General features: G+C 48.9%; 21 protein-coding genes. 4 read left to right on the top strand and 17 right to left on the bottom strand.

Annotated elements, in window-relative coordinates:
- Nucleotides 1-24: 24 nt before the first annotated feature.
- Together hemJ and DS731_RS16105 are read right to left on the bottom strand one after the other, a co-directional pair.
- Nucleotides 25-450, bottom strand: coding sequence for a protoporphyrinogen oxidase HemJ (hemJ, locus tag DS731_RS16110; protein WP_119502300.1), 426 nt, complete (start codon nucleotides 448-450; stop codon nucleotides 25-27).
- A gap of 12 nt (nucleotides 451-462) precedes the next feature.
- Nucleotides 463-2,139, bottom strand: a complete 1,677-nt coding sequence (locus DS731_RS16105) for a chloride channel protein (protein WP_119502299.1) — start codon at nucleotides 2,137-2,139, stop codon at nucleotides 463-465.
- A gap of 106 nt (nucleotides 2,140-2,245) precedes the next feature.
- On the opposite strand from DS731_RS16105, the gene DS731_RS16100 reads away from it, so the two are divergent.
- Entirely contained in the window at nucleotides 2,246-2,989 is a 744-nt protein-coding gene (locus DS731_RS16100) for a DUF6776 family protein (RefSeq protein ID WP_119502298.1), read from the top strand.
- 4 nt (nucleotides 2,990-2,993) lie between these two features.
- Here DS731_RS16100 and DS731_RS16095 read toward each other — a convergent pair whose 3' ends face one another.
- Both DS731_RS16095 and DS731_RS16090 read right to left on the bottom strand, forming a co-directional pair.
- Nucleotides 2,994-4,712 (bottom strand): bifunctional protein-serine/threonine kinase/phosphatase, encoded by a 1,719-nt coding sequence (locus DS731_RS16095; RefSeq protein ID WP_119502297.1) that lies wholly within the window; start codon nucleotides 4,710-4,712, stop codon nucleotides 2,994-2,996.
- 11 nt (nucleotides 4,713-4,723) lie between these two features.
- A complete protein-coding gene (locus tag DS731_RS16090) occupies nucleotides 4,724-6,196 on the bottom strand; it encodes a NarK family nitrate/nitrite MFS transporter (protein ID WP_119502296.1) in 1,473 nt (490 codons plus the stop codon).
- Between the two features lie 479 nt (nucleotides 6,197-6,675).
- Here DS731_RS16090 and erpA point away from each other — a divergent pair, with 479 nt between their 5' ends.
- Both erpA and DS731_RS16080 read left to right on the top strand, forming a co-directional pair.
- On the top strand, nucleotides 6,676-7,020 hold the full coding sequence (gene erpA / locus DS731_RS16085; RefSeq protein WP_119502295.1) for an iron-sulfur cluster insertion protein ErpA: 345 nt from the start codon (nucleotides 6,676-6,678) through the stop codon (nucleotides 7,018-7,020).
- Nucleotides 7,021-7,150: 130 nt separating this feature from the next.
- Nucleotides 7,151-7,723, top strand: coding sequence for a glutathione S-transferase family protein (locus DS731_RS16080; protein WP_181013675.1), 573 nt, complete (start codon nucleotides 7,151-7,153; stop codon nucleotides 7,721-7,723).
- A gap of 3 nt (nucleotides 7,724-7,726) precedes the next feature.
- Here the strand turns inward: DS731_RS16080 and DS731_RS16075 are convergent, their stop codons facing one another.
- Nucleotides 7,727-8,665, bottom strand: a complete 939-nt coding sequence (locus tag DS731_RS16075; protein WP_119502293.1) for a D-2-hydroxyacid dehydrogenase — start codon at nucleotides 8,663-8,665, stop codon at nucleotides 7,727-7,729.
- A gap of 95 nt (nucleotides 8,666-8,760) precedes the next feature.
- Nucleotides 8,761-10,074: an OapA family protein gene (locus DS731_RS16070; RefSeq protein ID WP_181013633.1), complete on the bottom strand. Its 1,314-nt coding sequence runs from the start codon at nucleotides 10,072-10,074 to the stop codon at nucleotides 8,761-8,763.
- Between the two features lie 181 nt (nucleotides 10,075-10,255).
- Here DS731_RS16070 and tyrS point away from each other — a divergent pair, with 181 nt between their 5' ends.
- Nucleotides 10,256-11,458 (top strand): tyrosine--tRNA ligase, encoded by a 1,203-nt coding sequence (gene tyrS, locus DS731_RS16065; protein WP_119502292.1) that lies wholly within the window; start codon nucleotides 10,256-10,258, stop codon nucleotides 11,456-11,458.
- A 95-nt stretch (nucleotides 11,459-11,553) separates the two neighbouring features.
- Here tyrS and DS731_RS16060 read toward each other — a convergent pair whose 3' ends face one another.
- From DS731_RS16060 to gltB, 11 genes are all read right to left on the bottom strand, one after another.
- On the bottom strand, nucleotides 11,554-12,141 hold the full coding sequence (locus DS731_RS16060; RefSeq protein ID WP_119502291.1) for a GNAT family N-acetyltransferase: 588 nt from the start codon (nucleotides 12,139-12,141) through the stop codon (nucleotides 11,554-11,556).
- On the bottom strand, nucleotides 12,138-12,527 hold the full coding sequence (locus DS731_RS16055) for a DUF2721 domain-containing protein (RefSeq protein ID WP_119502290.1): 390 nt from the start codon (nucleotides 12,525-12,527) through the stop codon (nucleotides 12,138-12,140). Before DS731_RS16055 ends, DS731_RS16060 begins: the two co-directional genes overlap by 4 nt.
- A 72-nt stretch (nucleotides 12,528-12,599) precedes the next feature.
- Nucleotides 12,600-13,010, bottom strand: coding sequence for a rhodanese-like domain-containing protein (locus DS731_RS16050; RefSeq protein WP_119502289.1), 411 nt, complete (start codon nucleotides 13,008-13,010; stop codon nucleotides 12,600-12,602).
- 116 nt (nucleotides 13,011-13,126) lie between these two features.
- Nucleotides 13,127-14,080: a cobalamin biosynthesis protein CobD/CbiB gene (locus tag DS731_RS16045; RefSeq protein ID WP_119502288.1), complete on the bottom strand. Its 954-nt coding sequence runs from the start codon at nucleotides 14,078-14,080 to the stop codon at nucleotides 13,127-13,129.
- Between the two features lie 14 nt (nucleotides 14,081-14,094).
- Nucleotides 14,095-14,790, bottom strand: coding sequence for a 5'-methylthioadenosine/adenosylhomocysteine nucleosidase (locus DS731_RS16040; RefSeq protein WP_119502287.1), 696 nt, complete (start codon nucleotides 14,788-14,790; stop codon nucleotides 14,095-14,097).
- A 160-nt stretch (nucleotides 14,791-14,950) separates the two neighbouring features.
- The gene (locus tag DS731_RS16035) at nucleotides 14,951-15,538 is read right to left on the bottom strand and encodes a DUF2726 domain-containing protein (RefSeq protein ID WP_119502286.1); all 588 of its coding nucleotides are present in this window, start codon (nucleotides 15,536-15,538) and stop codon (nucleotides 14,951-14,953) included.
- A gap of 163 nt (nucleotides 15,539-15,701) precedes the next feature.
- Nucleotides 15,702-16,061 carry a hypothetical protein gene (locus DS731_RS16030; protein ID WP_119502285.1) on the bottom strand — a complete coding sequence of 120 codons (360 nt, stop codon included), beginning with the start codon at nucleotides 16,059-16,061 and terminating at the stop codon, nucleotides 15,702-15,704.
- 201 nt (nucleotides 16,062-16,262) lie between these two features.
- Nucleotides 16,263-19,421 (bottom strand): endo-1,4-beta-xylanase, encoded by a 3,159-nt coding sequence (locus DS731_RS16025; RefSeq protein ID WP_232373386.1) that lies wholly within the window; start codon nucleotides 19,419-19,421, stop codon nucleotides 16,263-16,265.
- On the bottom strand, nucleotides 19,418-20,107 hold the full coding sequence (locus DS731_RS16020; RefSeq protein WP_119502284.1) for a hypothetical protein: 690 nt from the start codon (nucleotides 20,105-20,107) through the stop codon (nucleotides 19,418-19,420). The genes DS731_RS16025 and DS731_RS16020 overlap by 4 nt, the downstream gene beginning before the upstream one ends.
- Nucleotides 20,108-20,306: 199 nt before the next feature.
- The gene (locus DS731_RS16015) at nucleotides 20,307-21,722 is read right to left on the bottom strand and encodes an FAD-dependent oxidoreductase (RefSeq protein ID WP_119502283.1); all 1,416 of its coding nucleotides are present in this window, start codon (nucleotides 21,720-21,722) and stop codon (nucleotides 20,307-20,309) included.
- Between the two features lie 17 nt (nucleotides 21,723-21,739).
- Nucleotides 21,740-26,206 (bottom strand): glutamate synthase large subunit, encoded by a 4,467-nt coding sequence (gltB, locus tag DS731_RS16010; protein ID WP_119502282.1) that lies wholly within the window; start codon nucleotides 26,204-26,206, stop codon nucleotides 21,740-21,742.
- Nucleotides 26,207-26,915 lie beyond the last annotated feature (709 nt).

The raw sequence follows: 26,915 nt of genomic DNA, 5'->3' as shown, positions 1-26,915 counted from the left end.
GTTAAACTGGCCTGCTAATGGTTTTTAGAACGGTTTAACGACAGCTAAGATCACAATTGCCAGTAAAAGTAATACGGGTGCTTCATTTAAAAAACGGTAAAACTTAGGCGACCGGGTATTTTCGTCGCGGGCAAATTGATTAACCAGTTTAAATAAATAGAAGTGATATGCATAAATGGCAAGTAAAAGCGTTAGTTTAACATGTAGCCACGCTGAAGCCCGGAACCAGGCCATGCCGTAAACGTAAATCAGGGACACACCGAATATAAGTGTTAATATGGCAAAAGGCGTGACAAAAAACCATAGCCTTCTTTCCATTATTTTAAATTGATCGCGAATATTTTGTTCTTTTGCTTCTGCATGATAAACAAACAGCCGCGGAAGATAAAAAATTCCCGCCAGCCAGGCGACCATAAAAAAGATGTGTAACGCTTTTAACCACAAAATCATAACCGGTTTCCGTTAATACTGTGCTCTTTGCAGGAAGGTTTGCAGAATGTTCCAGGTAATTACCCCTTTGACTTCCTGCACAGACTGGTCGTAAACATACACCGCTCCGCTCCGGCCGTTCTTCAGCTTTTCGTACACTTCGTGCAACGTGGCCTGACTGCTGACACCTTCCATACTGAAATAACTCAATGGGTGCGCATTATGGTCCAGACTGACATCGTATTGAACCAGTTTGTAATGCACATCCAGCTCTGTGCGGGATTTCTGTACCACCACGTAAGTGGGATTCTCAGACAGATAATTTTCGATAGCCTGTTCCGGCGCATCCAGGAACAGTTTGTATTCCGTGGTCATGGCTGCCAGAACACCGGTTTTTTCCAGTGCTTCGCGGATAGAGGTCACGGCATACGGCAGATTCTGATAATCGAGCTGACGGATAAAGATAGACCGGTTGCCCAGAAACTGGGTGGCCGTAACGTATGCCGGCACAATCACCAGCATGGCCGGCAGAATGATTTCCGGACTGTACGACAACTCCATCACTGCCGACAAGGCAGCGAGGGGAGCATGCAGTACTGCTGTAAGCATGCCGGCAACGCCGAGCAGGGCAAAGCTGCTGGTGTAATCATCAACGTCTACCAGCGATTGCAGGGGCATTAGCAGTACAGAGCCCGCCAGCATACCAATCACCATGACAGGCCCGATGATACCACCCGGGATGCCCAGTCCGATGGCAAAAATCGCCAGGATCAGTTTGGCCGAAAGAATCGACAGGAGTAGTAAGGTGCCCGGATGGGTGTGGAAAAGATGGTCCACATCATCAAAGCTGGCGCCTAAACTTTCCGGCAGGAAAATGCCGATGGTACCGGTGATGAGCGCAGCAAGAATGAGTCGCCAGATCATATTAATCGGCCGGAAAAATTGCATTACCCGCATCAGTTGAGAGTTAAATAAGGTTGCCAGCGCACCAAGAGCAATACCAAGGAAAATGAAATAGAAATACATCCATTCATCAAAGGCGGCGATGGCGAGAAAGGATAACTCGTTCACTTCCCCGAACACCATGCGGGTGAGCACCGAACCTATGGCTGCCGCCAGCATCACCGGTACAAAGATGTGAATTTTATATTCTCTGAGCACCACTTCCATTACAAAGATGACTGCGGCAAAAGGTGTGTTGAATGAAGCCGATATGCCGGCAGCAATGCCGCAACCCGCCAGTATTCGAATACTGTTATAAGGAAGACGCAACCACTGGCCAAGGAAGCTGCTGCCAAATGCACCAAGGTGTACCGAAGGCCCTTCACGGCCAACAACAAACCCGCCGGCCAGCGCCAGCATACCGCCAAAGAATTGATTAATTGTGGTTCGGAACGGGATCAGTCCGTAATGATGTTTAACACGGTGGATAACGAAAGGAATGCCGAGGCGGTAATGTTTGAACCCCGTGATCCAGGCAATGATCAGGATGCAGGCGACTGCGCACAGCGGCATCAGAAACCACACCATCCATTCATCGGAAACCACTTGCTTTAACAACGTAAGCGCACTACCTTGCACCCATTCCACACATAACCGGAACAGGATTATCAGGCCGGCAGCAATGAGGCCTCCCACAATGCCCAGCATACACACCTGAACGGAGGTTCTGGGATGGGCTAGTTCCTGGCGAAGTGCTGAAAGTCGCATTAAAGTGGCTTATCCTTTTGCTGTGGCGTTATTCTATCATAAGTCACTGCTTTTCCTATCAAGTAGTGTGCCTGTTTGTTGGTTTAAAAATGAATAAAGAAGAACAATGAAGTTACCGTTACAACGCGCTGAATTAATCCAAAAATGGGGGCTGTACAGGTTTACCCTGGCCTGTGTGGCCGGATTGTTGTTTATGCTGGTCACGGGTTATCAGCTGGCGCAGCTTCAGCAGAAAAATGAAGAAAAAGTCGCGCTGAGTGAAAAGCAGACCCGGCAATATCTGGAAGATGAGAACGCAGCGTTACGAAAGCAGGTTGCTGCATTGCAGGTGGAAAGCGTGATGGCAGCCAGCTCGGTATCATCGTACAAGAAGATGCTCGAAGCCAGAGAACAGCAGGGGCGTTCTTTGGAAGAACAGCTCAGCTTTTATCAGCGGGTGGTTGCTCCTGAAGTGACTCAGGACGGCTTTTTCATCGACGGTATCCAGGTATCTCCCCTGGCCAGCGATAACCGTTACCGGATCAAGGCGGTGTTACTCCAGCAAAATGAAAATAAAGCCATGCTGAAAGGTGAGCTTGCGGTACTCATTAAAGGAAGTCTGGGTGGAAAACCTCACGAAATTAAAGCCGGTGAGGGGGGATTTCTACCCAATGGGAATATCAAATGGGGATTTAAGTTTTTTCAGACCGTCGATGAGGAGTTCACACTACCGGCGGGATTTATTCCTGAACAAATCGTGTTTTCCACAGAGGTATTTCAATGGAAAAGCAAACGGGGAGAGTATGTCAACAGCGTAAACTGGATTGATGTATACGACTCCCCGCCAGAGGAGGGGAGCCAGGATAGTTAGTCGTTTAGTGGTTGAGCAGCCAGGTCAGCCACACAATGACCCCGCAAAGTACGGCGCAAATCATTTGCCAGAACAGGACGGGATTGCGTTCCAGCAAAGGAGAGAATGTTTGTTCACTGACAATGAGTTCTTTCGGATTACTTAACGCGGTTTCGAACTCAGAATAAGCATTAAACCGCTTCTCCCGTTCCGGTTGCGTGGCTTTTTTCAGGCAGATATCCAGCCACGCCGGCAGATCGGGACGAAATGATTTCAGGCTGCGGTACTTGTATTCAAAAACGTTGGCCGGAATGTAATCCTTAAATTTAAAGGGCTGGTAGGGGAGTTCGCCGGTGAACATTTCGTACACCACAACCCCGAGAGAAAACAGGTCGGATTGAAAATCGCTCTGGTTATCGATCAAAAATTCCGGCGCAATATAGTTTACCGATCCCACCGGGTAGTCTTCCTGTTCCTGTTCACCGGTTTCCAGCAGAGCCTTTACTTGTACAGTACCGAAATCAATGATTTTGACTTCACCGGTATCGGTAAGCATGATGTTTTCCGGTTTGATGTCGCGGTACACCATATCATTACGCTGAAATACTCTGAGTCCGGCAATAATTTGTTTTACGATGCGGCGTACCTTTTCCGGGGCGGGCTTCGGATTATCAATCATCCACTGTCGCAGGGTGATCCCTTCAACGTATTCGCAGATGTGATAAATAAATCTGGCATTGTCAGGCCGGGGAAAGACCTTCATCACGGCGGGGTTATCCAGGTGTTTGCCTATCCACTCTTCCCGCAGAAAACCCTTCAGATGGGTCTGATCGTCTTCAAAATACTCCGTAGGCGTTTTTAAGCCGTACACTTTACCGGTTTTTTCATCGGCGACCTTATACAAACTGGAGCGGGTACCATTAAAAAACTGTTCAATCACCCGGTAACCGTCAACTTTGTGGCCGGGTTCCAGCGGCGGTAACAGGCGCAAGGAATCCAGCATTGCATCCGCATCCGCGGCATCACCGGCGGGTAATTCATTCACTTTTACCAGCAGGCAGGTTGTGTTGTCGTCACTGCCGGCTTTCAGGGCTGCACTGACGATATTAAATGCCGTTTGTTCGAGATCATTGGTGTGGCTGTCGAGATGCTGACGGATTTGTCTTGTAGACAAAAAGTTAGTAACGCCGTCGGTTGTCAGTACGTAAATTTCATCTTTGTTAAGCGCAAAGCGGGAAAAATCCACATCCAGCTTTGCCTCCAGCCCGATGGCCCGTGTAAGAACAATATTGCTGCCTTGTCTGGCTGAGTGATCACGACTGAGTTGTTCCAGGTTGCCCTGCGAATAGCGGTAGATCCGGCTGTCTCCCACGTGGAGCATAAATCCGCAGCGGGATTTGAATATCACGCTGCTGAGCGTGGTCAGCATCTGGCTGTAGCCACCGTGAGAATAGTCATATTGCCCGTGACACCAGCGGTTGAGGCTGTTAAGTACCTGACCGGCGGCGCGCTGAACGGTCCAGCTTGCCGGGGTTTGCATGTAGTCGTGAATAAAGTTGGTGACGGCTGTGTTAGCCGCTTCCTTCGCCCGTGTACAGGCAGACACGCCGTCGGCAATGGCGACGGCGATACCTTTGTCTTTTACTGCGTAGTCTCTGGCCTGCCAGGCCGCAAAGGCATCCTGATTTTCATCTTTGATGCCCTGCGTGCTGTAACCGCCAAAACTGAGATCTAATTGTGACAAACGGAAGGGTCCTAGTGTGAACCTACCTGAATAAGTTCAACTGTACCATCTTCATTGACTTCGGTAATAGTGCCTCCCGGTTCACGCATGAATAGCAATGCTACAAAACCCAGGGCAGCAGTGGCACTGATCACCAGGAAGAAGACGGAGGCATCGACAAAAGAGTAAACCGTTAAGTAAGTCACCGCACCCACGTTACCGTAAGCACCTGTCATACCTGCTATCTGGCCGGTCAGGCGACGCTTGATGAGGGGAACTACGGCAAATACAGCACCTTCACCGGATTGTACGAAGAAAGAACAGGCCATAACGGCAAGGACTGCCAGCCAGACGGGCCATTGACCGGTAATATGGCTTAACGTGAAGTAGCCCAGTGCCAGACCGGCGGTGAGGATAAGCAGGGTTTTCTTACGGCCGAACTTGTCAGAAATTAGGCCACCGCCGGGACGGGACATCAGATTCATAAATGCATACATACCCGCAAGCAGGCCGGCTGTTGCCATTGACAGTTCAAAGGTTTCAGCAAAAAAAGCCGGTAACATTGAAACGACGGCCAGCTCTGAACCAAAGGTCGCAAAATACAGGATGTTCAGAACCGCAACCTGTTTAAACTCATAACGGTGTTCAGGAGCAACCGGCGTTTTAAATATTTCGCGGTTCACTTTGAAGGTAGACCAGGCATCAAAAAGATACAGCGCAGCCAGTACCACATAGAGGGTTACCGCTACACTTTCGCTGAGCATGGCTACGCCTTGCGGGGATAATTTCCAGTTCAGCAATGCCAGCGCGGCATACATAGGTGTTTTCATCACCAGAAGGAAGAAGAAATCGCCTTTACTGGTGACTTCCATCCCACCCAGATTTTTCGGACGGAAGTATGTCGAACCTTTGGGTGTATCCGTTACGTTGGTGAAGTAAATCACACTGAAAATAAGGCAAAGTACACCGGTAAGGGCAACGGCATAGCGCCAGCCATCATCGCCACCAAACAGCAGCGCCAGCGCCGGTAACGTAAATGCTGCCGCCGCAGAACCAAAGTTGCCCCAGCCACCATACACACCTTCGGCAGTGCCCAGTTCTTTAGGAGGGAACCACTCACTGACCATACGGATACCAATTACAAAACCTGCGCCGATAAAGCCCAGAGCAAAACGGGCGATGGCTAACTGAGTGAAATTGTCGGCGAAGGCAAATACAAAACAGGGCACAGAACAGACGGCAAGCAATGCGGAGTAAACGATGCGGGGGCCGTATTTATCAGTGAGTGCACCAATGATCACACGGGCCGGAATGGTCAGCGCCACGTTGAGGATCAGTAAGGTCTTCCATTCTTCAATGCTCAGCCCCATATCATTCATGATCACCTGTTTAAGCGGTGCCATGTTGAACCACACCACGAAGGTCACGAAGAAGACCATCCATGACAGGTGGAGAATTTTCATTTTTCCGGTGAAGGAGAAAAGATTAAATTTTTCAACACTCATTGATTGTGCCCTTAAATAAAAAAGCCCGGCGCTGATAGTTCAACGCCGGGCATCATTGCCTGATAACAGATTGTGTCACATCCGGTCTTCGGCCGGCTCTGTGGTAAAAACTCATTATGCTGGAAAGCATGGGATGTTAACCCGACATAGACTTAGCGAAAACTATGCCTGTTTTTTTAATACATAATTTCAATGAGTTAGAGATTCAGCCGGACACGTTGCCCGTGCTGGTTGCATTGTTTTGGTGCGCTCGTCTTCGTGTGGTGCAAACGAATGTTGTTTTTATCAGTTTCCGGTCAGAGTCCCGGAGCACAGGATTGTGCGGATTACTTGATTGATTTGGTCAGGTATTAGATAATTAGCCACATCCCGTTCACCGGCTCTGCTATTGAGCTGATGTGTGGTTCCGCCTGTTCAGGTTTGTGAGACGTTCAGGGATGTTTTCAGGGCGAAAGCCCGTGGTATTTTGCGAGGTAACTATGTCTGTAGAAATGGCGCTGCCAATCGATTTTTCTGATTCTGCTGCGAAGAAAGTGAAAGAGCTGGTCACAGAGGAAGAAAATCCGAATCTGAAGTTGCGTGTGTATGTCACTGGCGGTGGCTGCTCGGGCTTTCAGTATGGCTTCACTTTCGACGAGAAGGTAAATGAAGGTGACATGACCATCGAAAAAGACAGCGTTACGCTGGTGGTCGATCCTATGAGCCTGCAATATCTGGTGGGCGGTACCGTTGATTATGTAGACGGTCTGGAAGGTTCCCGCTTCCTGGTGGATAACCCCAACGCCACAACCACCTGCGGGTGTGGTTCAAGCTTCAGTATCTGAGCATCCTGTAACTCATCATTCTCTCAGGTGCACCGGTCTGATTTAATCTGTGCACCCTGTACCATTTTCCGGTTATACCCGTTACTGTGTCGTCATTACTTTGTTCTCAATGTTGCTGAGGAATTTTATGATGAAACTGTACGGCTCCGTTACATCGCCTTATGTTCGCCGCATCCGCATCGTGCTGTCTGCTACAGAGCACGAATTTATTAATCTGAACATCTTTGAGGGTGAGGGCCGGGACATACTTGCATCTAAAAACCCTATCCTGAAAGTGCCGTGTCTTGAAGATGATGGACAGTTAGTCTTCGACTCCCGTGTGATCCACAGTTATTTGCTGGCAAAGCTGGATCTGCCACCTCTGAGCTGGGACCAGGAAAACCAGTTGACGATGATTGACGGTGCTAACGACTCGTTTGTTCAGCTTTTCATGCTTAAGCGTTCAGGCATTGAGGCTACCAACGATCAGTTGTTTGTCCGCCTGCAGAAAGAACGTATTGCTTCTACGCTTGGCTTGCTGAATGAAATGGTCAGTGCCGGCGAGTTTGATGGCTGGGGTTATCCGTCGGTGGCGCTGTTTACACTTATTGACTGGGTTGAGTTCCGTGAACTGCATCCCCTTACCGGTTTTGATGCGCTGAAAGCCTTCCGCGAACAGCACATTGACCGGATAGAGGTCACCGCTACTGACCCCCGCGGTTAAGCACTAATAGCCCCGTGTAAAATCGAACTGATGCATCAGGGGCTGACGGGATAAATAACGCTGTAAGTTATCTGCAAATAGCGCAGCTACATCGGCAGGGCGGGATTCCGCCGCGGTGTGCTGCGTTATTTTGATTTTAGGGTGTTGCCAGAATGGGTGTGAGGCTGGCAATGGTTCTTCATTAAAGACATCCAGTACTGCGGCTTTCAGTTGCCCGTTATCCAGTGCAGAGAGCACATCCTCTTCTACGATGGCAGAGCCCCGCCCGGCATTAATCAGTACACATTCACCGGGCAATGCAGAAACGAAATCAGCATTCAGTAAACCTCTTGTGTCCGGCGTATCCGGCATCAGATTCAGTACAAAATCGCACCGGCCGGCAAACTCATGCACTGACGCCTGCGTGTACATCGCCGTGTAACCTGCTTTTGGTTTACCACTGCGGCTTAACCCGATGACATTCAACCCGAATACTTCTGCCACCGGCAATAATGCATCCGCAATGGAACCCGCGCCGGTGATCCCGAGCGTTTTACCCTGCAAACGGGCATAGCGGGGAGGTGACCAGACAGCATTGCGTTGTGCTTGTGCATAATCATCAACAGAGCGGGAATAGTGCAACAGCCAGGTAAACACATATTCCCTCATCTGTACCCCGAAAATCCCCTTTGCTGCTGTCAGCAGATAGTCTTGTCTGTCCAGCGCCAGTAAGGGCCTGTTGCCGGCCCAAACCGACTGACACCATTTCAGTGCCGGCATTTGAGGGATCACCATGGCAGCGAGGTCCGGATCCGCCAGCAGAATGGTGACACTGTCTTTGTCCACATCCCCGGGCTCCGTTGTAATGCAATCAAGTACCACGTTGTCAGGAAGTAATGCGGGGATCAACGGCGCATATTCCTGCGCTTCATTGCTGAGCACTGCCAGCTTATGGGTGTTCATAGGGCATACCGGTTGTTGTTTATATGTCATTGTGCGGGAACAAAAATGCCCGCATAGCGGGCATTTTCAGTATGTTCATTGTCTGCGCGACAGGCTTATTTCATCGCCAGCATCAGACGCTTGGTGTTGTCCAACTGACCTAAGCGTACCTCAGCAATTTTCATAAAGGCGTCTTTTTCTGATGAGTCGATAGGGCGCGCTTTCGGCAACTCTACGGTTCTGGGGTTACGGTGTACACCGTCTACCAGGAATTCATAGTGAAGGTGAGCGCCGGTTACCATACCTGTTGAACCAAGATAGCCTACTGTCTGGCCCTGTTTCACCGTGTCACCACGCTTCACACCACGCTTTTTAAGGTGCAGGTACTTGGTGACGTATTTCTCACCATGCTGAATGAACACGTAGTTACCGTTAAAGCGGTTATACGACGCTTCAATAACCTTGCCGTCACCGGCGGCCATGATTGGCGTACCGACGGCTGCCACATAGTCTGTACCGTTGTGAGACTTCCAGCGTTTCTGCACCGGGTGGAAACGGGCTTTAGTAAAATTGGAACTCACGTATTTGAAGTTAATCGGCGCACGTAAAAAGCTCTTACGCATGCTGCGGCCTTCCGGCGTGTAGTAATTGCCGTCATCGTGCTGGATAGCAACAAAGCGCTCACCCTGATTCACAAATTCAGCGGCAACAATATCGCCATAACCCACGAATTCACCGTCGATATAGTTTTCTTCATACACGATATTGAACAAATCGCCCTGACGGATACCCATAGCGAAGTCGATATCCCAGCCGAAAATACCCGCAAGGTGCATGATCTGATTGTCGGTGAGACCGGCATCAACACCGGCATTCCAGAAGCTGGAGTCGATTTCACCCTGTGCAAAGCTGTAGCGGGTTTCGATTTCTTTCGCTTCCAGCTGGGCGGTGAGGCCATCGTCTTCAGCATTGCGCTTGATAAGCAACGCTTCTTTATAAGAAATGGCGTAACGCAGTCCGTCAAAACTGCCATCTTCACCGGCGCGCAACTGCAATTCGTCACCCGGAATCAGGGTGACCAGGGTTTTTGCCAGTTCGCCTGCCTGAGTCACGTCATAAGTATCGCGGGCAGAAAAACCTGCACGCTTGAATATTTTAGCCAGTGTGTCGCCACGACCCACTTTGAATGTTTCCCAGCTACCCTCGTCTTCTTCGACATAGATTTCCGGCGTTTCAATGACTGAAAGCGCAACAGGGTAACGCACACCTGCGTCTAAAATCAGGGATTCCTGATGACGACTTGCTTCGACCGGTTCAGAAGGAAGAAGAATAAGACCACCCAGTAAAAAACTGGCGATCACCAATCCGGTCCGGTGTGGTTTGGGAAGATTTTTGAATGTTTTCAGAACCACGGTAAATTTCAATCTCATATTACTGCCCAGCCTGAGAATATCGTGTTACAGCACGACTTTCCACCAAAGCACCTGTAATTTCATGATTAGATCGCACAGGAAGCCGATTTTTGACGGTCAAGTCTTTCAAAGGTTCACTGGGATGCGTAAAATGCCCCGATTAAATTTTCCCAGTAAATGTAATAAGTGTGGAACGAGCATGACCGATTGGCAAACCGCTTTAGCTGAAATTAAACGGGGTACGGATGAGATCCTGCCTGAAGAAGAGTTAATTGAAAAACTCAAGTCAGGCAAGACGCTGACCATCAAGGCTGGTTTCGATCCTACGGCACCAGACTTACATTTGGGTCACACCGTCCTGATTAATAAACTTCGCACCTTTCAGCAGTTAGGCCATAACGTTGTGTTCCTGATCGGTGATTTCACCGGTCTTATCGGTGATCCTACCGGTAAAAATGTGACACGCAAGCCTTTAAGCAAAGAACAGGTATTGGAAAACGCTAAAACGTATCAGGAACAGGTATTCAAAATCCTCGATAAAGAGAAAACGCAGATTCGTTTTAACTCTGAGTGGATGGATGCACTGGGTGCGGCTGGTATGATCAAACTGGCGGCCAGCCAGACGGTAGCCCGTATGCTTGAGCGTGATGACTTCAAAAAGCGTTACAACGGTGGTCAGCCAATCGCTATTCACGAATTCCTGTACCCGCTGGTTCAGGGTTATGATTCTGTTGCACTGAAATCAGATGTTGAGCTGGGCGGTACTGATCAGCGCTTTAATCTGTTAATGGGCCGTGAGCTGCAAAAAGAGAACGGTCTGAGCCAGCAGGCGGTAGTGATGGTACCACTGCTGGAAGGTTTAGACGGCGTGCAGAAAATGTCTAAATCGCTGAATAACTACATCGGTATTACTGATGCGCCGAACGATATGTTTGGTAAAGTTATGTCGATTTCTGATGATCTGATGTGGCGTTACTACGACCTGCTGAGCTTCCGTCCTCTTGAAGAAGTGGCAGAACTGAAAGCGAAGGTTGAAGCCGGTGCGAACCCCCGTGATATCAAAATCGAACTGGCAAAAGAGATCATCGCCCGTTTCCACGACGAAGCTGCAGCAGAAGGCGCGCATCAGGACTTTATTCAGCGTTTCCAGAAAAACGCCATCCCTGATGACATGCCGGAAGTGTCTGTTGCCATGGAAGCTGACGGTATTGCCATCGGTAACCTGCTGAAAGAAGCGGGGCTGGTGGGTTCTACCTCTGATGCCATGCGTATGATTAAGCAGGGCGCTGTGAAGATTGACGGTGAAAAAGTCGAAGATACCCGTCTGGTGATCACAGAAGCCGGTGAGGCCGTGTATCAGGTGGGTAAACGTAAGTTTGCCAGAGTTACACTGACAGCATAATTTTCCGGTATCCGCCGCAGAAATAAGAAAACCCGCATGATTGCGGGTTTTTTATTGGCTGTTAATGTGTATTTAACGTAGCGGGCAATGGCTCTTTACGGAAATACAATCATCATTTCTGCCCCTTCGCACTCACAATAACCGGGACAAACAGGGCAATCATAGCCTTCATGAATGGAAGCATAACGCCATTTACCGGAGTGTCTGGCAATCAGTTTACCACCGTTTTTACTGAAGTAACGAAAGGCACTGTTACCCGGACTACCCAGCCAGATATGCGCCAGGCCCGCCAGGGCACCCTGTTCCTTCGCTTTTTGTGTGGCGATTTCCAGCAAGCGGCTGCCAATGCCACATCCCTGCAGGCGATCGTCTACTGTATTACATTTGAAATAACACACACGTGACGGATCCACCGGCCACTCTGCCACAGAACACCATTCGTCAGGCTGCCATTGGGAGTGAGCAAAGGTCAGTCTGAATCCGGCGATCTCACCGTTATACAGAGCAACGTAGCTGGCATTAATATTGTCGTGCCAGCCCTTATGATACATTTCTTCCAGAGAGAAATGAGACAGATAACCGTCACCCTGAATACGGTTGCCTAATAACAACACGCCTTCAAAGTGCTCCGGCGCAAGGGGAACGTAAGTAATATCGCTGGCTGATGGCTTATTGTTTTTCATTTTTTATTATCTTTTATGCCATCCAGATGGAAATCCAGTGCTTCAACAGAGATCAGGATTTCCCGCACAGACATCCACAATGAATACATCAGACACACCAGACTGGAGGCGAAAATCCAGTTTCCGGCCAGCTGATATGTCAGGTAAATGGCAAGCATGGATAAGACACACAGGAAAAAGCTGACAACGCCGGCTATCTGCATGCGTTTTATGAATAAAATGCGCTGGCGCAGGTTACGGATTTGCGCCTGTGTGTTTTCGTCGCGGTTTTCACGGGCAAAGTTACGGATTATCGTTGCCAGTGTCAGAAAGCGGTTCGTGTAAGCCAGGAGCAACAGTGAAATCGCCGGAAACAACATGGCCGGCGTAGCAATATCTATCTGCATTAACGTATCTGCTTAAAATGAAAGCGCGGAATACTACCAGCTTAATCCGGTTTCTGCCATACAGGCAAGCAATCACATTCTCTCTACGGGCAAACCGGCTTCTGTCCAGCCCAGCATATCGCCTTCAAGGTGACTGATACCGGTGAACTGCTTCTGTTCCAGCATCTGCATTGCTATTTGCGCCCGACGCCCGGAGCGGCAGTAAATAATGATAGGTTTGTCTTTGGCATCATTCAGCTGTTCCACATAGTCGCCGATGGCTTCGTGAGGCATGTTGATGGCGCCGGGAATATGGCCGTCAGCGTATTCCTGCGGAGTACGCACGTCGATGAGTAACCACTCGTCGGCTTTCACTTTTTCCAGCATGAAAGGCGTTGCCTGAACTGAGCGGAATCCGTCGGCTTCGGCTTCTTTTGGCCAGTAAAAGGTTGTTGCAACAACGGCAACGATAATAAGAGCAGAAACAACAATGATTTTGCGCATGAGGTTATCCGTCACTATGTTCCGTATATCTGTTTTAACCTGTGTTTCCGGTGCAGTGTACACTATCTGAACAAGGCGTGCAGAACCCTTTTACACCCCGGGCAGTTTGCACAGTATTAAAAAGCATATAGTGCGTGCAGGGCAGAAAAGATCACAACAGTGATCCCCAGCAGCAGTAACACCGCTCTGGTAACAGCCTGACGACAATGTGTCATGTCTGAAAAGCGTACCTCGCGGTGGCCGCCGACCCGGCTGTACCGGATCATATTCCCTGAGTAAATGGCCGGGCCACCCAGCCGGATCCCTAAGCTCCCGCCACATAACGCTAGTAGCAGCGAGGTGCTGTCTCTGGATTTTGCCTGTGAGAGCGCTTTAAAGCCGGCAACAGGATGTGTTGACAGTGCCAGTAAAATTGCTCCGGTAAATGCAGGGACCAGCGAGAGCAGGCGGGTGACTCTGCGGACGGGCAGGGCAAACCAGTAGAAGCCGGGTTTTCGCCAGTGCCACTGCCAGCTGAATAAGAGCAGCAGACGATAAAGCAGTGCCGCCACCGGACCGGCAATCAGAAACCACAAAACTACACCGCAAAACTGGTAGCAGAACCTGAGCAGTAAACTTTCCATGGCTGCTTTAGCAATACCGATATCCGACAGACGATCACAGTCGCGGGCGACGAAGTGGGACACCATTTCTCTGGCAAGGACTTTCTTTTCTCTGCCAAGGGCGGTGACCACAGCATTGTAGTGCCATCTCACCTGAGCGAAGTCCATGACGCAAAGTAAAATGACTGCTTCGAAAAACAGCGGATATTCAGCCATGGTAACCAGCAAACCGGTAAGCACAGTGAAAGGCACGATAAGCACAATCGCACCCAGTGCGCCGGATATCCGGTGTTGGGAAGGGCTGTCAGTGGATTTGGGTTTTACTTTTGTCGCCATCCCGGCCGCCAGCAGGCGGAATACGGTTAACGGGTGGTATTTGGGAGGCCAGCGCCACAGGCTGTCGATGGCGATAACCACCAACAGCAGGGCGAGATTTTGTAATAAAGGGCTGTGGAGCAGGGCGTCCATGCTTAACACTATGCTCAGGCTAAACGGGCAATCATTCCCATAACTAGTTCAGCAGAGTGCTTCGCTGCGGTTTCCAGATATGCCTCGAAGGACACTGATGATGTCTTGCCGGCGATATCAGATAAAGAACGGATCACCAGAAACGGTGTTTCCAGCATAAAACAGGTTTGTCCGATGGCTGCGCCTTCCATTTCACAGGCCTTCATGGCCGGAAAGGTGTCTTTAATTTTCTGTGCCGCTTCATCTGAACCGACAAAGGAATCGCCGGTACAAATCATGCCAGTGGTGTTCTGGATATGGGTGATGTCCTGTGCCGCGGCGGTAGCAGCTTCAACAAGCCGGGGATCGCAGTCGTATTGTGGCGGCATACCGGCACATTGCCCGAGTTCATAACCAAAATGAGTAATGTCTACATCGTGATATTTCACTGCACTGCCGACGACCACATCACCGATATTCAGCGCCGGATCGAACCCGCCGGCTGAACCGGTATTAACAACATAATCAGGCGTGTACTGCTCGATAAGTGCTGTTGTGGCCAGAGCTGAAGCAACTTTACCAATACCGCATTTTACCAGCACGACTTCTGCGCCATGCAGGGTACCGGTGTAAAAGGTCAGATGTTTCCACTGACGGGTTTCACAATCTGTCAGAGATGCCTGTAACAGTGCAATTTCCTGATCCATTGCGCCAAGAATACCGATTTTCATAAATATGTTCCGTCGCTGTGCTGCCCGGCGAACTGGGTGTGCGCGGGCCCGTTAAGTCATGATTGTTAATGGTAATATGAAAGTGAAGAAACTGACAGAAATTAGGGGAAAATGGGTCGGTACCTTGGGGAGAATACCGACCCGGAGAGTAAAAGGTAAGTTAAGCAGCCGCTGCCCGGCTTGAACGGACCGGACGGGTCGGGCGTTTATTCGGTGCCGGGTTAAGCGTCGGCGCCTGTGCAATGCGTTGCTGTTTGCGGCGGTAAGGCACCAGCTTGCTTTCGATACATTCACGGATCTCTTCAGTGGTATAGCCGGTTTTCACCTTAATGCGCACATGAGGCAACCCTGCTGCATCCAGCGCGCCACTGACAAAAAAGTCGCGCTGGGATTTGTATTTGTTCTTGCCATCGTTATAAACAAGGTCGATAGCCATAACAGGCGTCATGTCGTCGCGGTCACATAATACGTAATCCAGTTGCTTTGACGACGCCCGTGACATGGCGCTGGAGCCTTGTTTTTTACTGGCTTTAGCTCTTACTGCCAGTACATCGCTCAGGCGTACCCTGCAGACGATGCGGAATTCACGGCCCACCGCTTGCTCAATCAGTTTCAGAAAATTATGTTCTACCGGTGTGAACAGCTGAGGTTTACTGCGAAAAGGAAAGCTTACACCGCTGTCCGACAATTTCATGGCGCCCAGAGCCACCACAATCAGTAACATCATTAAAATTATAGCCAGTTCCATATTGATCCCCGCGAAAGCAAAATCACATACGTCAAAAAAGTGACGTTTTGTGTCGTGAATTAGTCAACGAGCTGGATTTTGCAAAGGGAGTGCCAGACCGCTAAAAATTTGCAAGGTCGGGAGAGCGTCCGGCACCGGATAGCTGGGAGGAGGCTGACAGGTCTCAGTTGGCCTTAACAATCATCATGTCTACCTGAGAGCCTTCGTGATCAGGGGAAATGATGACCCGCACACTGTCGTTCGCGGCAGTGAGTAACGTTCTGCCCTGTACTGTTGCTGCGACCTGCATACCGGGATACTGCGCAGTGTAGTAGTCGATGAGTGTTTGCTGTGGTGTCGCGGAATAAAACACCAGTGTGGCAGGCAGTCCGCTGTCGAAAACCTGACATTGCTTTGCGTCATCCGGCATGGTCAGCGTGTGAAAGTCTGCCGGACAGGCTGATGTGTCAGGGGCTGCTGCCACAGATAAAGAAGCCGTACACAGCAGAGTCGCTGCAATCATACTGCACGTCTTTTTGTTCATTTTTACTCTCCCTTTATTAAGCGGAATGGATGCTTAACAGATGAGTAAAACTATAGGCAAGAACCCCTGAACCGGCAATAAAGCATAGGTATACGGAAATGCACAGGCGTATTGTTAGCGGTTTTCAGGTTATTCAGAAAGTAAATAAAAATCGCCCCGGAAGACGGGGCGATGTACTTTATACCAATGATTTAAGGTTATCTAAGGAAAATCTACTTCTATGCGCTCCAGCAATATCTCATTTCCATCTTCACCGGTAAAAGTTCCGTTTACCTGAATTGCAATCCTTTCAATGTTGGAAATGGAACCACTATCATCTTCCTGTGGATAAAAGGTGAAGTGGTTGCTGCCAGGAGAAAGAGGCTCAATAGCACCATAAATCCTGGAATAAGCGGGAGCCCCCGTCTGCACATACGCCTGAACAGAAAGACTGCCGTCAGCTGCATCTCCCTCTGCATATAATGAGAAAGTCAACGCTGTATCGCTGAAGTCACGGGAAGGTATACTCATGATATAATTATGTGTATTGTTTGTGCCGTTTGGTTGCAGACTAATCGCCTCTTTGTCGCTGCGATAGACTACTGATGCTTCACTTCCATAATCACCACGCATACCCCCGGCATCTTCGCTAAAATCATAAACTACGGATGCGGTGACAGGTAGAGTAGAAGGGATAGAAACACTAACGTAAGTGAGCGCAACATTGTCACTTGTCCCCTGACTTAACGGGCCGTTGAGCTGAAATGCAAGGCGGGAAATATTAGCGAGGTCGCCGGCTGCATTGTCTTCAGGCTCAAATATAACAGTGTTTTCTCCTACCTGAGGCTGAATCGAACTGCCGTACAGCCGTGTGTAGGGAGGATCACCCAGTTGCACATAAGGTTGCAGTGTCATCCCTCCGTCCACTTGTTCCTGTGTTACGTTGAGCTTGTATGTGATCGTCGCACCATTCAGATCTGTAAGGGGAATACTTTGAATATATTCCTGCGAATTTGACGAACTCCAGTCAGGTACCAACATTGCAGCAGGAATGCTACTGTCGTAAATTACCGAAGCCGAAGTGCCGTAATCGCCCCTCCATCCTTCGGCGTCCGAACTGAAATCGTACTCAGTAACAATAGGAGGCAAGTTCTCACCATCTACCGCTATCTGAACTCCTCGCACGTAACTGGTGTACTCATCTTCCCGGACCTGAATATAAAGTGTATGCAGGCCGGCTGTTAATGGAGCTGCAACGGTCAAGTTGCCGGTTTGCGGGTTCAGGTTAAACAAATTATTGTCGTTGCCCCCAAGCACTGTCCAAACTACATTGTCCCCGGGCAAATGTGGATTTCCGGCATAATCAGTTGAACTAAAGTTTGCCAGGGATGTGCCTGTTGTCACATCTTCATCTGTTTGTATTACCGGAGGCTGTTCGAAATGAGGAGCCAGTCCCCTCATGTATCCTTTTAACCATACTAAAGCCGCTTTTTCCACTCCGTTGTTATAAGCGAGGATCGCTCCTTGTTCCTCACGCCAATGACCAGGCAAGTAACCCCACATGGTAATACCTTTAATCCCGGGGTGTTCCCAAAACATAGGGAAAAGTCTTTGGTATTCAAGAAGTTGTGATAATTCATCGGTGCCATCTATGTCCAACTCAGTAAGGTAAATATCCAGACCAGTTTGTGATTCAATCCGGTTGATATTATTTTCAAGTGTGGTTGCAGGGCCGGTCGTTGAAAAAGCATGGCCCTGAAAACCTACGGCATCAATTAAACCACGTGATTGCAACAGATTAGCGAGCTCTATTACTTTGTCGGTTCTTGCGGCCGAATTCACCACGCTGTATTCGTTAAACATTAATTTTGATGTTGCAGGGAAGATATTTCTGGCCATCTGGAACGCATTGACTATCCAATCGTAGCTATCTGCCTTCTCCGCAGCAGTTATTTCATCACTACCTTGCGCGATAAAAAAGTCAGCTATTTCGCTGGTAGTGCTGGGATCGAACAAACGCAGTGCATCTACGTAATCAGGACGGCCATTTTCTCCGTCAGGTGGAGCATTGTCGAACTCATTTACGACTTCAATAAAGTCCGTGGCCGGATAGCGCGAATTAACAGCTTCGAACCATTCATTAATTTCGACAAGTTGTTCTGCAGGTGGCAATTCGCTCAGCCATGAAGGCTGTTGGCTGCCCCAAACAAGTACGTGGTGTTTGTAAATAAAACCATTATCTTTAGCCAAATTGTAGGCTTCGTCGAGCGGCGCCCAGTTAAACTCCCCACGTACGGCTTCAACTGAGCCCCATTTTCCCGCATTTTCGGGTGTGACCTGATTCCAGTAAGCAGTAAAGTTCGGGGCCTGTGAACCACAACATACACCACCCAAAAACTTACCTTTTCCTGCAGCGAGAGGAGGCCCCTGAGGTATATAAACTTCTTCATTGGATGGGGACGTACCGGGTTGCATATTTTCGAGTTGTTCCACCGTAAACGAAAGATCAGAAGGGGCGAAAGCAAATTTATCTATATCGAGTCCATCTTCCCGCGACGCGTAGCGGAAAGTAAAGACGCCGTCTGTTTCAACGCGGTAAACAATTTCCGGCACTTTTACCCACATAAAAACACTGGTGGTACTGACGTCCGAGTTGCCAACAATACTGCCGGGGCTGTAACCCGGTTCGCCGGGAACTATCTGGCCTGAAATGGAGTTAATCATTACCCAATCATTTTGTGAACCCAGTGAAGAAGGGGCGTAAAAGCTGTCATCATCAGAGCCGTTTTCACCAATTCTTACGCGGGCATACAGAGAGAACTCTCCTGAGGAAGGAAAGTTTACGGACAATTCACCTACACGGCTGTCATCTGATGGCTCAATCGTGGCATCGACATTTGTAGTGACAAAAGTTGGGGAACCCGTTTCTATGCGCAGATCGGCCCCGATGAAATCCAACGTTGCTTCACCCCCTCCTTCGGCCTCAGCATAAATACCTGTTAGCTCGTTTACAGCTTGCACTTCAGTTGTAAAATTTAATTGATTGCGGCGAAGTTCGAAAGAGGCTCTTTTTGTTATTGATTCACCTGGCGCAATTCCCGGGCTGTATACCATTAAATATGGTGCCCCGTCAGACGTGTATCCATCAGCATTTACTACCGGCATTGTGGCATTCCTGAGGATAATTCTGAACGGTCCGTCCATATTGTCTGAGCTGTTATTAGTCAGAGTAATGACTGCTCCATAAGTACGGTTCACTCGATCCAGAAACGGCCGGCTTTGGTTTGCATCGGGAGTTTGTCCGCCGGTGTACCAACCAGCGCTCACCAGAGTCGAAAGACTTGCACTTAAAAGTGCAAAAGTAATGGCTGTCTTATTCACAATACACCCCTTTGAGCACGGGTGCGGGCAGAAAACAGCAAGCAGGCTAACGAAACACCAAACAAAGCACTGGTGAGTGGTTCGTCAACCGTTGTACTGGTTCCCGTAAGAGATATATTGTCCAACTGCATAAAAGATGCGCCGGAGTCACTGCCAAACGCATCAAAACCTATTAATAACTGAAATTCCAATGTCTGCGGGTTTAACAGTGTAAGTGCGTCTGATAAGACCAGAGTTATTGAGTAGGTGCTGCTACCGTCTATATCTGTTTCGAATAAGAAGCCCTCCTGACCTGTTTCATCAAACAAACTTCCCGAGCCATTCCCAAAACCGACGATCACTGAATCAGCAACGAAATTCTGGTTCAAAGAAGACAGTTCAGAGCCGATATTCATATCAAAACTCAGTTCGTAAACCATATTACTTTGGAGACTAATATTCTGAAAAAGCGTGTTCCCGAAAAACGCTTCGGTGGTGCCGGAATCGACATTTATAACGGCTGCGCAATCCGGTGAACCTGTCATCGTGAAATCGTCGAGTACAGATATATCGCCAAAGCCATCTGTATCTTTTGACCAGTTGGTGTAGTCACAGGTAGCAAAGTCACCGTTAGATATGACTGAGGCAAATAGCTCGCCAGGTGAAAGCAGCATGATAAACAGGCAGAAAATTGGTGTTCGTTTCATTGGTGTTGTCCTTGTTGTATTTAAATTTATTACAGTAGTGTCAGCTAAGACCTGTACAAAGAATGTTCAGGAATTGCATTGTTACTGACTAAGACATTTCCAGTGAATACAAGTTTTTTACATTTGATTTACTTTATTTGGTGAAAAAAAAGCCACGGAATTCTCATCCCGTGGCTTTTGTTTTTTGCTTTGAGCCGTATTAGACGCCGAGGTAATCCATGATGCCGTCAGCCGCTTTACGGCCTTCGTCAATGGCGGTTACCACCAGATCGCTGCCCCGAACCATATCGCCACCGGCGAAGATTTTCGGGTTAGCAGTCTGATAAGCGTACTTACCACCGGCAGGGGCGATAACACGACCCTTTTCATCCAGGATAATACCGTAGTCAGCAAACCAGCTGGCAGGACTTGGCTGGAAACCGAAGGCGATGATAACCGCATCCGCTTCAAGCACGTGCTCTGAACCTTCCACCTCAACAGGACGACGACGACCGTTGATGTCCGGCGGACCCATTTCAGTTTTAACCAGTTTAACACCGGCTGCAGTGCCTTCACCGGTCAGCGCGATATCCAGCGGTTGTACATTGAAGACGAATTCCACACCTTCTTCTTTCGCGTTCTGTACTTCCTTGCGTGAACCGGGCATGCTTTCTTCATCACGGCGATAAGCACAAATTACGCGTTTTGCGCCCTGACGGATAGACGTACGTACGCAGTCCATAGTGGTATCACCACCACCCAGCACAACAACGGTTTTGTCTTTCATGTCGACAAAGTCAGCAGGATCTTTTTCCAGCCCCATTACACGATTAGTATTCGCAATCAGGAACGGCAAGGCATCAAAAACGCCTTCAACGTGCTCATTGTCAAAACCACCCTGCATGGACTTGTACGTACCCATACCGAGGAACACTGAATCGTATTCATCAAGCAGCGCCTGGAAGTCGATATCTTTACCGATTTCAGTATTGAGTCTGAACTCCACACCCATTTCGGTGAAAATTTCACGACGACGTTTAATCACGTCTTTTTCCAGCTTGAACGAAGGAATACCGAAGGTTAACAGGCCGCCGATTTCTTCGTACTTGTCGAAAACAACCGGTTTCACACCGTTACGTACCAGAATGTCTGCACAGGCAAGACCTGCAGGACCGGCACCCACGATAGCGACTTTTTTATCTGTCCAGACTACGTCAGACATATCCGGACGCCAGCCCATTTCGAAAGCGGTGTCGGTGATGTATTTTTCAATACTACCGATAGTTACGGCACCGAATTCATCATTCAGCGTACAGGCACCTTCACATAAACGGTCCTGCGGACACACGCGGCCGCAAACTTCCGGCAAACTGTTCGTTTTATGAGAAAGTTCTGCCGCTTCAATAATACGACCTTCATTCGCAAGGCTCAGCCACTGCGGAATGTAGTTGTGAACCGGACACTTCCACTCGCAATAAGGGTTACCGCAGTCCAGGCAGCGGTCTGCCTGGCCTTCGGTTTGTGATTGCGTTAACGGTTGATAAATTTCAGCGAACTCACCCTTGCGCACCATGATAGGTTTTTTCGGCGGGTCAATCCGTTCAACGTCAACAAATTGGTATACATTTTTAGCCATTACTTCACCTACCTCTCTTATTGCGCCTGGATCCGCAGTTCGTCACTCGAACGGCTGATGTGGCCCAACAGGTTTTTAACGTCACTGGTTTTCGGCTTAATTAACTTAAAGCGTTTTACCGACTCAGCAAAGTTCGTCAGCAATGACAATGAGTGTTCACTACCTGTTTCTTCATAGTGCTGGTTAATCAGACCACGTAAGTGCTCTGACAGAATGGCCTTGTCGCCAATATCCATGATTTCAACCAGTTCAGGGTTAACGCGGTTATCAAGGTCACCGTTTTCGTCGTACAGGTAAGCGAAGCCACCTGTCATACCGGCACCAAAGTTAACGCCAACCGGGCCCAGTACAGCAACAATACCACCGGTCATATATTCACAACCGTTGTCACCGATACCTTCAACCACGGCGGTTACGCCTGAGTTACGCACACCGAAACGTTCTCCGGCACGGCCGGCAGCGAACAGTTTACCGCCGGTAGCACCGTACAGACAGGTGTTACCCATGATGGCACTGTTATGTGCATCGAAACTGATGTTCTTAGGCGGATAGATAACCAGCTTACCGCCAGTCATACCTTTACCCACGTAATCGTTGGCATCACCTTCAATACGCATGTGCAGACCACCTGCGTTCCATACGCCGAAGCTCTGGCCCGCAGTACCGGTAAACTGTATTTCAACCGGCACATCTTCCATATCATGGTTTCCGTGATGTTTGGCGATTTCACCAGACAACATGGCACCCACTGAACGGTCAGTGTTGCGGATTGGGTAGCTTAGACGGATACCTTTGCCGTCACGCACAGCGTTACGGGCATCGTCCAGAATCTGCGCATTCAGCTCACCTTTATCCAACGGCTGGTTGGTGGTTTCTGAACAGAACAGACGGGTATGCTCGCCTTCAACCGGGGTTGCCAGCAGTGGTGACAGATCCAGTTTGTTTTGTTTCGCTGAAATGCCGTCGATAACTTTCAACAGATCAGTGCGGCCTACCAGTTCATCGAACTTACGTACGCCCATCGCGGCCATAATTTCCCGCACTTCCTGAGCAATGAACTTAAAGTAGTTCATTACCATCTCAGGCAAGCCGATGAAGTGTTCTTCACGCAGCTTTTGATCCTGAGTTGCAACACCTGTCGCACAGTTGTTCAGGTGACAAATTCGCAGGTATTTACAACCTAACGCCACCATCGGGCCAGTACCGAAACCGAAGCTTTCAGCACCCATACAGGCTGCCTTGATAACGTCCAGACCGGTTTTCAGACCACCGTCGGTTTGTACACGTACTTTGTGACGCAAACCGTTTTCAATCAGTGCCTGTTGTGTTTCCGCCAGACCCAGCTCAAACGGGCTGCCGGCGTACTTAACAGACGTCAGCGGGCTTGCACCTGTACCACCGTCATAACCGGAAATGGTAATGAGGTCAGCATACGCTTTTGCTACACCGGTAGCGATAGTGCCTACGCCCGGCTCTGATACCAGTTTCACTGAAATCAGGGCGGTAGGGTTAACCTGCTTAAGGTCAAAAATAAGCTGAGCCAAATCTTCGATAGAGTAAATATCGTGATGAGGCGGTGGTGAAATCAGGGTTACACCTGGTACAGAGAAACGCAGTTGCGCAATGTACTTGTTAACCTTGTCACCCGGCAACTGACCACCTTCGCCCGGTTTTGCGCCCTGCGCCACTTTGATCTGGATAACATTTGCGTTAACCAGATAGTGCGGGGTTACACCGAAGCGGCCGGAAGCCACCTGCTTAATTTTTGAGTTCTTTTCTGTGCCGAAGCGGGAAGGGTGTTCGCCGCCTTCACCTGAGTTCGACTGGCCACCTAAACGGTTCATTGCAATGGCCAGCGCTTCGTGGGCTTCAGGGCTCAATGCACCGATAGACATTGCCGCGGTATCGAAACGGGGGAACAGTTTTTCCGCCCCTTCGACTTCGCTGATATCAATGGCTTCATTGGGCGAATTCAGTTTCAGCAAGTCACGGAAGTGCGCTGGTGCGCGCTCATTGACGTGTTTCGCATAAACCTGGTAATCGCTGTATTCACCGGAAACCACTGCAGTTTGCAGTGATTTCACCACATCCGGGTTGTAGGCGTGATACTCGCCGCCGTGAACATATTTCAGCAGACCACCGTGAGACAGAGGCTTACGCTTCAGCCAGGCAATGCGGTTAAGGTTAATCGCATCCTGTTCGAAATCTTCAAAGCCGGCACCCTGAATACGGGAAGGTACGCCGTTAAAGCAAAGGTTAACCACATCTTTGTTGATACCGATGGCTTCAAACAGCTTGGAGCAGCGGTAGCTGGCCACGGTGCTGATACCCATCTTAGACATGATTTTATAAAGGCCTTTATTGATACCTTTACGGTAATTCAATACTGCGTCTGTAACAGAGCAGGTCAGCTCGCCTTTTTCGCACAGTTGCTCGATGGTTTCATAAGCCAGGAATGGATAAACAGCCGTTGCACCCAGGCCAATGAGTACAGCAAAGTGATGCGGGTCACGGGCTGAAGCCGTTTCAACCACAACGTTTGCGTCGCAACGCAGTGCTTTTTCAACCAGACGACGATGCACCGCACCGGTCGCCATAGCGGCAGGAATGGTCAGTCTGTCTTTCTTAATGTTGCGGTCTGACAGAATAACGAATGCAGCACGCTTCTGTTTAACCAGATATTCCACTTCGTTACAGATACGTTCGATGGCCTTACGTAAGCCTTCTTCCTGCTTATATTGCAGGTCAACTTTCTCTGAATAGTAGTTATCAGGGTTAAATTCACGCAGCTGTTTTAAGTCGGTGTAAACCAGTACCGGAGATGAAAACAGTACGCGGTCAGCATAACCTGACGTTTCGCTGAATACGTTCTGCTCGCGGCCGATACAGGTAGCCAGTGACATTACGTGATTTTCACGTAACGGGTCGATTGGAGGGTTTGTAACCTGGGCAAACTGCTGACGGAAGTAATCGTAAACAGTGCGGGTTTTGGAAGACAATACGGCCATAGGTGTATCATCACCCATTGAACCTACAGCTTCCTGACCATCTTTGGCCAGAACCTTCACGACTTGCTGAATTTCTTCGTAGCTGTAGTTAAACAGCTTATGGTAAACCTCAATAGTGTCGTCATCGAGGACACGCTTACCTAATTCAGAAGAATCCATCTGCTCAATTGGCGTCAGGTGACGGATGTGTTTTTCCAGCCACTCTTTGTACGGGTGACGGTCTTTCAGCTCTGCGTCGATTTCGTTGGAACGCCAGATCTTTCCGTTGTAGGTATCAACGGCGAGCATTTCGCCCGGACCAACGCGGCCTTTTTCTACCACGTCAGCTTCGCTGTAATCCCAGATACCTACTTCTGAAGCCAGTGTGATGAAACCATTTTTGGTGATCACGTAGCGGGCAGGGCGCAGACCATTACGGTCAAGGTTACAGGCAACGTGGCGACCGTTTGTCAGTACGATACCGGCAGGACCGTCCCATGGTTCCATGTGCATTGAGTTAAACTCGTAGAATGCACGCAGGCTTTCGTCCATGGTTTTGTTATTTTGATACGCTGGTGGCACAAGCAGACGCATTGCACGGAATAAGTCCATGCCGCCCGCCAGGAATAATTCCAGCATGTTATCCAGAGAAGATGAGTCAGAACCTGTTGTATTTACATAAGGTGCAGCATCTTTCAGATCCGGAATCAAAGGCGTTGAGAACTTACCGGTACGGGCCATTGCCCAGTCACGGTTACCTTTGATCGTGTTAATTTCACCATTGTGCGCAAGAAAACGGAAAGGCTGCGCAAGAGGCCATTTAGGCAATGTGTTGGTGGAGAAGCGCTGGTGGAATACACAAATAGCACTTTTCAGACGTTCGTCAGCCAAATCTGCGTAGAAGGCAGGCAGATCTTTCGGCATCACCAGACCTTTATAGATGGTGACTAAGCCGGATAAACAGGCTACATAGAAGTCTTTGTCTTTTTCCAGACGTTTCTCGGCACGGCGGCGAACCATAAACAAACGACGTTCTACGTCGCGTTTACGCCAGCCCGCAGGAGCATTCACAAAAACCTGCTCGATCTGCGGTACACCGGTCAGAGCCAGTTCACCTAATACATCGTGGTTTACCGGCACTTTGCGCCAGCCCACAACATTCAGTGTTTCTTTTTCCAGCTCTTCGTTAAGAATGTCTCTGGCAGCTTGTGCCAGCGCGTCGTCCTGACTCAAAAAGATCATGCCTACGGCATATTTCTTACTCAGCTTCCAGCCGTTCTCTTCGGCGATAGCCTGAAAAAAGGCATCCGGTTTTTGCAGTAGCAATCCGCAGCCGTCACCGGTTTTACCGTCGGCAGCAATACCGCCACGGTGCTGCATTCTGTCCAGGCCCTGGATTGCAGTCGTTACCAGTTTATGGCTGGCTTCCCCGTGAGTGTGGGCAATAAGACCAAAGCCACAGTTATCCCGGGAATCATTGGGATTATATAAACTCATCTTAAAAACTCCTTCAACCTTCGACTGGACAAGGCATGTGTTGGATCGTGTTCCGCGCAGGACACGCATCGCAACATTAGTGTAGACGTCTATTTACGAGCCAGTTTTCACCATACTCTAAGCGCCTTTTTATGTCGTTAATTATTATTAGTAGGACGCCAGTCGTTAACCGCATTTTTATGCACTATTGCTTAGCGGGCCGTACAAAATACATACATTGGCATATAAAATCAAATGATAAAAATGTGAAGACCTTATGTATTTTGAATAAGTTACATAAAATCATTTTAAATCAATATCTTAATTTGAAATCGCCGCTGATTGGATTTTGAGCTGAACGCTCATTTTTTTATCAAATTAGTATGTTTATACTAAAGTTCAAAAAAGAATAAGAGGTTAATTGTGAATAATCATTCATAAAAATTGTTTATTTATATGGAAATGCAGGGTGTGGCTGAATGAATATCACTTTTACGGCAACCTGTCAGAACCCGCCAAGCCCGACCAGACAAAATCTAATATACCTCTGTGCCGGTGCATTAGCAAAGTCACCGGGCGTATCCATATAAATGAAGGGAATTATCGCTATGACGAATTTTGCCCGTCAGTGAATAGGTCAGGATAGTCACCGGAGTGTCACAAATTAGTATAACGTGCAGGCAGATTTGTGGGTTTTCCAACGCGACCGTGTTATAAGTGCTGTAAGTTT

This window comes from Alteromonas sp. RKMC-009 (genome assembly GCF_003584565.2).
Lineage (GTDB): Bacteria > Pseudomonadota > Gammaproteobacteria > Enterobacterales > Alteromonadaceae > Alteromonas.
This window is presented reverse-complemented; position numbering and strand designations above follow the sequence as displayed.

Coding starts and splice junctions, on each gene's coding strand:
- hemJ (WP_119502300.1), bottom strand. CDS start 450: ATGATTTTGTGGTTAAAAGCGTTACACATCTTTTTTATGGTCGCCTGG.
- DS731_RS16105 (WP_119502299.1), bottom strand. CDS start 2,139: ATGCGACTTTCAGCACTTCGCCAGGAACTAGCCCATCCCAGAACCTCC.
- DS731_RS16100 (WP_119502298.1), top strand. CDS start 2,246: ATGAAGTTACCGTTACAACGCGCTGAATTAATCCAAAAATGGGGGCTG.
- DS731_RS16090 (WP_119502296.1), bottom strand. CDS start 6,196: ATGAGTGTTGAAAAATTTAATCTTTTCTCCTTCACCGGAAAAATGAAA.
- erpA (WP_119502295.1), top strand. CDS start 6,676: ATGTCTGTAGAAATGGCGCTGCCAATCGATTTTTCTGATTCTGCTGCG.
- DS731_RS16080 (WP_181013675.1), top strand. CDS start 7,151: ATGAAACTGTACGGCTCCGTTACATCGCCTTATGTTCGCCGCATCCGC.
- DS731_RS16075 (WP_119502293.1), bottom strand. CDS start 8,665: ATGAACACCCATAAGCTGGCAGTGCTCAGCAATGAAGCGCAGGAATAT.
- DS731_RS16070 (WP_181013633.1), bottom strand. CDS start 10,074: ATGAGATTGAAATTTACCGTGGTTCTGAAAACATTCAAAAATCTTCCC.
- tyrS (WP_119502292.1), top strand. CDS start 10,256: ATGACCGATTGGCAAACCGCTTTAGCTGAAATTAAACGGGGTACGGAT.
- DS731_RS16060 (WP_119502291.1), bottom strand. CDS start 12,141: ATGAAAAACAATAAGCCATCAGCCAGCGATATTACTTACGTTCCCCTT.
- DS731_RS16055 (WP_119502290.1), bottom strand. CDS start 12,527: ATGCAGATAGATATTGCTACGCCGGCCATGTTGTTTCCGGCGATTTCA.
- DS731_RS16050 (WP_119502289.1), bottom strand. CDS start 13,010: ATGCGCAAAATCATTGTTGTTTCTGCTCTTATTATCGTTGCCGTTGTT.
- DS731_RS16045 (WP_119502288.1), bottom strand. CDS start 14,080: ATGGACGCCCTGCTCCACAGCCCTTTATTACAAAATCTCGCCCTGCTG.
- DS731_RS16040 (WP_119502287.1), bottom strand. CDS start 14,790: ATGAAAATCGGTATTCTTGGCGCAATGGATCAGGAAATTGCACTGTTA.
- DS731_RS16035 (WP_119502286.1), bottom strand. CDS start 15,538: ATGGAACTGGCTATAATTTTAATGATGTTACTGATTGTGGTGGCTCTG.
- DS731_RS16030 (WP_119502285.1), bottom strand. CDS start 16,061: ATGAACAAAAAGACGTGCAGTATGATTGCAGCGACTCTGCTGTGTACG.
- DS731_RS16020 (WP_119502284.1), bottom strand. CDS start 20,107: ATGAAACGAACACCAATTTTCTGCCTGTTTATCATGCTGCTTTCACCT.
- DS731_RS16015 (WP_119502283.1), bottom strand. CDS start 21,722: ATGGCTAAAAATGTATACCAATTTGTTGACGTTGAACGGATTGACCCG.
- gltB (WP_119502282.1), bottom strand. CDS start 26,206: ATGAGTTTATATAATCCCAATGATTCCCGGGATAACTGTGGCTTTGGT.